This is a genomic window from Dehalococcoidia bacterium, from assembly GCA_041653995.1.
GTDB lineage: Bacteria > Chloroflexota > Dehalococcoidia > GIF9 > UBA5629 > CAIMUM01.
This window is the reverse complement of the sequence record JBAZEK010000035.1, coordinates 1-5,136: the sequence shown is the minus strand read 5'-3', so window position 1 is coordinate 5,136 and position 5,136 is coordinate 1. Positions and strand designations below refer to the sequence as shown.

The 5,136-nt window shown below is 52.1% G+C and carries 10 protein-coding genes; 9 read left to right on the top strand and 1 reads right to left on the bottom strand.

From position 1 onward, the window contains the following. From WC359_14725 to WC359_14685, 9 genes are all read left to right on the top strand, one after another. A partial coding sequence (locus WC359_14725; GenBank protein ID MFA5401702.1) for a hypothetical protein occupies positions 1-186 on the top strand: 186 nt, incomplete at its 5' end. A gap of 85 nt (positions 187-271) precedes the next feature. Further along, on the top strand, positions 272-541 hold the full coding sequence (locus tag WC359_14720) for a hypothetical protein (GenBank protein MFA5401701.1): 270 nt from the start codon (positions 272-274) through the stop codon (positions 539-541). A gap of 28 nt (positions 542-569) precedes the next feature. Then, on the top strand, positions 570-1,541 hold the full coding sequence (locus WC359_14715; GenBank protein ID MFA5401700.1) for a DUF932 domain-containing protein: 972 nt from the start codon (positions 570-572) through the stop codon (positions 1,539-1,541). Between the two features lie 47 nt (positions 1,542-1,588). After that, entirely contained in the window at positions 1,589-2,113 is a 525-nt protein-coding gene (locus tag WC359_14710) for a sigma factor (GenBank protein ID MFA5401699.1), read from the top strand. A gap of 33 nt (positions 2,114-2,146) precedes the next feature. Next, on the top strand, positions 2,147-2,587 hold the full coding sequence (locus WC359_14705) for an MSMEG_6728 family protein (protein ID MFA5401698.1): 441 nt from the start codon (positions 2,147-2,149) through the stop codon (positions 2,585-2,587). 12 nt (positions 2,588-2,599) lie between these two features. Then, positions 2,600-3,001, top strand: coding sequence for a hypothetical protein (locus tag WC359_14700; protein ID MFA5401697.1), 402 nt, complete (start codon positions 2,600-2,602; stop codon positions 2,999-3,001). Then, positions 2,994-3,254: a hypothetical protein gene (locus WC359_14695; protein ID MFA5401696.1), complete on the top strand. Its 261-nt coding sequence runs from the start codon at positions 2,994-2,996 to the stop codon at positions 3,252-3,254. Before WC359_14700 ends, WC359_14695 begins: the two co-directional genes overlap by 8 nt. Beyond that, on the top strand, positions 3,239-3,880 hold the full coding sequence (locus tag WC359_14690) for an SNF2-related protein (GenBank protein ID MFA5401695.1): 642 nt from the start codon (positions 3,239-3,241) through the stop codon (positions 3,878-3,880). Before WC359_14695 ends, WC359_14690 begins: the two co-directional genes overlap by 16 nt. A 132-nt stretch (positions 3,881-4,012) precedes the next feature. Then, positions 4,013-4,756: an HNH endonuclease signature motif containing protein gene (locus WC359_14685; protein ID MFA5401694.1), complete on the top strand. Its 744-nt coding sequence runs from the start codon at positions 4,013-4,015 to the stop codon at positions 4,754-4,756. Here WC359_14685 and WC359_14680 read toward each other — a convergent pair. Continuing rightward, a partial coding sequence (locus tag WC359_14680) for a hypothetical protein (protein ID MFA5401693.1) occupies positions 4,728-5,136 on the bottom strand: 409 nt, incomplete at its 5' end. The genes WC359_14685 and WC359_14680 overlap by 29 nt on opposite strands.

Here is a 5,136-nt window from a genome sequence, read left to right as displayed (position 1 = left end):
GTATTGCCCGACATGTTCCTGCCGCCCGCTTCTACCCTGCCTGTTACCGCCCCTGTTTCCACGCTAGACTGCCGCATTGGGTGCCTCCCGTTTCTAGGCGATATCATACAGCAAAACGGGCCCAAAAAACATCCTTTCCATGAAAACTGCGGCCTGGGGCAAGCGGGCGTTGCCGAAAATAGTTGAAAATAAGTGTTTACTTTGTGAACCTTGGTTACTATAGTATTGTCATGAGTCACGAAACCCTAACCAAACGACAGGGGAATTGAAAATGAACATTCAAACGGAAGCAAACAGAATCGCGAGGCAAGCCGGTCATGTCCGAGCAAATCGCATCGTAGTAGGTGATCGTGCAAAAGTAGTCAAGCATATTGCTTACGGTTACCGAAAATACACGACAGGCGAATATGTGAGCACTAAGTATCGCTCTTGCTTTGGCTGGAAGAATACTTATTACCAACATGCGATCACGACCGTCATGCTTCGCGATCCTCGCTCCGAGTTCTCCGGAGTTGATGCAAATTTCGTTTCCGCAACCTAACCCTAACCAAAAATCAGAGGAGACTACCATGGCAGCTGGAATTACAGAGATTGATCGCGGAATAGTGTGGGGAACGACGTGGCATAACCTGCCACAGTATAAAATGAAGAAGATGCCAGTAACCCTTGAAGAGGCCCGCCAGGTGCTTGACTTCCCCATTGAGAAGCGGAAACTGGGATACATGGCGCCCAGCAGCAACTGGAAAGAGGTCGACGCCTATGCCCTGGTGCGCGGCGAACATGTCCTTGTCGACGCGGTGGGCAGCCGGTTCAGCGTCTGCAACAACGTGGACATGCTGAACCACATCGCCAAGACCGTGATGAAGGAGTTCCCCCAGCTGAAAATCGAGTCGGTCGGCACCCTCTGGGCCGGCGCAACCTCGTTCCTCAACCTGAAAGTTGACTCCTTCCAGGTGCACGGCGACAAGAGCGAGACCATCAACCGCATCATGTGGTACAACCCGCTGGGGCTTGGCAGTTACAAGACCTGCGCCCACAACGTCCGTGTGGTCTGCGACAACACCCTACGGGCGGCGCACGTCGAAGGCAAAGCCAACGGCACGCTGCGCGGAATCGCCCACACGGCAACCGGCGCCGCCAAGGTGCAGAAGGAACTGGACAACCTCGCCCGGCACTTCCTCGAGCTGGAGTCCCTCACCCAACAGATGCGGCGACTCGCCAAGAAGCCCATGACCTCGGCGATGGTCGAGTCGTTCTTATCACAGCTGGTGCCCATCGGCCCTGAGCTGGAAAAGTCTGCCGTGACGCAGCGGCAGAACAAGCGGGAGACCTTTCTCCATCAGTTTGAGAGTGACCAAACTCTTGCCGACCCGGTGAACCGCTCGGCGTATGCAATGCTCAACGCCGTGACTTACGTCCTGGACCACCAAGACGCCAAGCGCGGCCACGACCTCGGCAGCATCGCGTGGGACGGCCTCGTCGGGACACGCGCTGGCATCAAGGACAACGCCTTGGCAATCCTCAATGCTTCATGTAACTAACGGAAACCAACCCAAGGGGCAGGACCACCAACTGCCCCAGAAAGAAAATGATGACCAAACAACAGATCCAAGCCGTGTTCGAACAGTATACGCCGATGCTCCACCGTCTGTCCCACCAGTGCGCCAGCAGGTGCGGGCGCCCCGAGGACGAGGTCTATGGGCAGGCCTGCTACGAGTTCGTGCGGGCGGCCAACTCGTTCAACGCCAGCCGCAACGCGTCCTTCGCGACCTACGCCCTCGCCTGCGTGAAGAATAACATCGCAAGATGGGGCATGCAGAACCCGCTCGCCAGCGACCCCGACCTGGCGCCTGTGGCCGAGACCCTGGAGTTCGACCGCCCCGACCGCCAGCTGATGCGAAAGGAGTGGCTTGCCGGGCTGAGTGACGAGTGCCGGGAGGTGGCGCTGATAATCCTCAGCGGCCCCGCCGAGGTGCTGTGTCTCGCCCAGGGCGCCGGCCGCAAAGCGGTGCTCGGGGCGCTGCGGCACTACCTGCAGGAGGAACGCGGCTGGGGCCTGCGGAAGGTCTGGAAGACGATCCACGAGATGAAGCAGGTCGTGGCGACAATGTAGCAACAACCTCTAACCAAGACAAAGGAACATGCCGTGCAAACCTTTTTGCCATACGCCGATTTTAACCAATCTGCTCGCGCTCTGGACAACAAGCGGCTTGGCAAGCAGCGGGTGGAAGCCTGGCAAATACACCGGGCGATTACAGACCCAACCTATGGCTGGCAACATCATCCTGCGGTACGGATGTGGCGTGGGTATGATGGTGCACTTATGGTTTACGGAATACACATCTGCAAGGAGTGGAAACAGAGAGGGTTCAACGACAGCCTGCTCGCACGTTTTACTACCAACCATGATCATCCACAAATTTTCCCTTGGTGGTTTGGAAGCGAATCGTTCCATTCAAAACACCGCTCTATTCTGCTCGCCAAAAACTACGCCTATTACAGCAAGTTTGGGTGGGCAGAAAAACCAGCGCAGAAGGTAAACGGGAAATGGTCATACATTTGGCCGAACGTCAAGTTGTATCAATAGGAGGACTAAACGATGCTAACAGAAATGACAATCCTGATGCTCACCCTGTTCGGTGAAGCGTCCATCTGCAACGAGACCGAGATGCGAGCGGTGGCCAGGACCATCCAGGTGCGGGCCGAGGACAGGCGGACGTCCGTCCACGTGGAATGCCTGCGCCCCTACCAGTACAGTTGCTGGAACGGGTACGCCAAGAAATACAAAATCCTACGTGCTTACAAAGGTGGCCAATTCCACACTTCCCCCGCATGGAAGCAATGTAGATTAGTAGCGTATGATATGTATGCAGAAAAGCTGAACAGCCTGCCTCGCTGGAATCACTATTATCTGGCATCCATGAAAAAACCGCCGGAGTGGGCGAAGAAGATGACGCAAGTAAAAGCGATCGGACATCACATATTCGGGAGGATTGACTAACATGACCGGCGAAACAATCCAAATCATGCAAGCCAACCGGGCACTGGAGATGAGATACGCCGAAGCATTCCAACGGCTATTTGGGTGCAGGCTCCACGACTACTTCAACTACGTGACCGGGTTCGACATCGTGAAGTTCGACAAGGACATCGCGACTCCAGACGGGACATCCACCAGCATGTGGATCCAACAGAAGTATGGTACGGAAACGATTAGTCTGATCAGGAAACTAATAGGATGTTCGGTACGGTAATTTATGTACAAATGAAAACTGTAGACTACATTGGAAATACTTTCAAAATATCATTCCCATACGACCCGGCCACCGTCGCCCAGGTACGAACACTTCCACCTGGTAGAAAATGGGATCCAATAACCCACTCGTGGTGGTGTCCCCCATCTGTAGATGCACTCACCCAATTACGAGGTTGGGGATTTGAAGTCCTGCCCGCCGTCGTCAAGTGGGAGAAAGAATGGTTCAAGCCAAACAAACCTGCCATCCACGCAATAAGTGACATCCCCGGCCTCAAGCACCCGCTCTACCCGTTCCAGGCAGAGGGTGTGGGGTTCATCGAGGACCGGGGCGGGCGGGTGCTGGTGGCGGACGAGATGGGGCTTGGTAAGACGGTGCAGGCGCTGGCGTGGTTACAATTACACCCTGACGTCAAAAAAGCTGTAATCATCTGTCCGGCGTCACTAAAAGGATCATGGATGAACGAAATTGCAAACTGGGTAACGGACGAGGCTGTTGTAATCTATGGGGGTCGTAGCCAGCGAGAAGAATTGTACAGGACTTTCAAGACAGATCCTAAGAAAAAGTATCTTGTCCTAAACTACGACATACTATCCGTAGACTTGGGGTTCATTCAAGCCCTATAAAATAAAGGTTGACTTCCAAAATGGTTTCCTATAATATATGTAGCAGGAATAGGGTAGCTCCCGAAAAGGCGGACACGTTCACCGCCCTGTCCTGCTTATCGCTTGAACGCAACGACTGTGAACGGAGTTGTTATGAAGAGAACTATCTACCGAAATCCTCCCTTGTGCGCCTGCGGCTGCGGCCTGCCTGTCAAACAAAAATGGGGAAGCCATGACTGGAATAATTTTATTAATCATCACGCGGCAAAATGTAATCCGGCCTTCCAAGCAGGAGAAGGACATACAAAAGCGCGATACTGGAAAGGGAAAACGTTTTCGATAGACCATTCCCAAAAACTAAGCAACTCTCATAAAGGAAGTCATCGTTCCGAAGAAACAAGAAGAAGAATGAGAGAAGCGCGGAGAAAGCAACCGCCACCCTCAGAAAAAACCAGACATAAAATATCAAAAACACTTACTGGCAGACCCTCCAGTCTTTCCAAAGAAGGGCGTCGCAGAAAACGTGAAAAGATGAAAGGGAATAAGTTTGCTCTTGGCTATCATCACACTGAAAAAACCAAACAAATAATATCTGCCGCCCACGCCGGAGAAAATAGTTATCTTTGGAAAGGGGGCATTAGCAAAGAACCTTATGGATTGAAGTGGACGAACCAGCTTAAAAAAGAAATCAAAACCAGAGATGGATATGTATGCCAAAATCCTAACTGTACTCAACAAGTTAAACTCTTGGATGTTCATCATATTGACTATAACAAAAAGAATATGGATCCGAACAATCTAATTACTCTTTGCCGAAGTTGCCATTCAAAAACAAGTCACAAAAACCGTGATAAATGGACAAGGATTTTCAATGAAATTCGATGCAATCATACTTGATGAAGTCCATATGATAAAAAACCCCCGCACTCTTCGCACAAAAGCCGTTAAACAATTGTGCAAAAATAGTTCTTGTATTGTTGCGTTGTCGGGAACTCCTGTAATAAATCGTCCATTGGAATTCTGGAATATTTTGAACATCCTCGCGCCAACCCAGTTTTCCAAATACTGGGATTACGCCCAACGCTACTGCGACGCCAAGCACAACGGGTACGGTTGGGACTTCAGCGGGGCCAGTAATACCGACGAACTCCACCAACGGCTCGACCGCAACATCATGATCCGACGATTGAAAGCTGATGTGCTGAAAGAACTGCCCCCAAAGACCCAGACCACTGTGCCGCTGACCCTTGACTCCTAGGGCCAGTCCATCTACGACA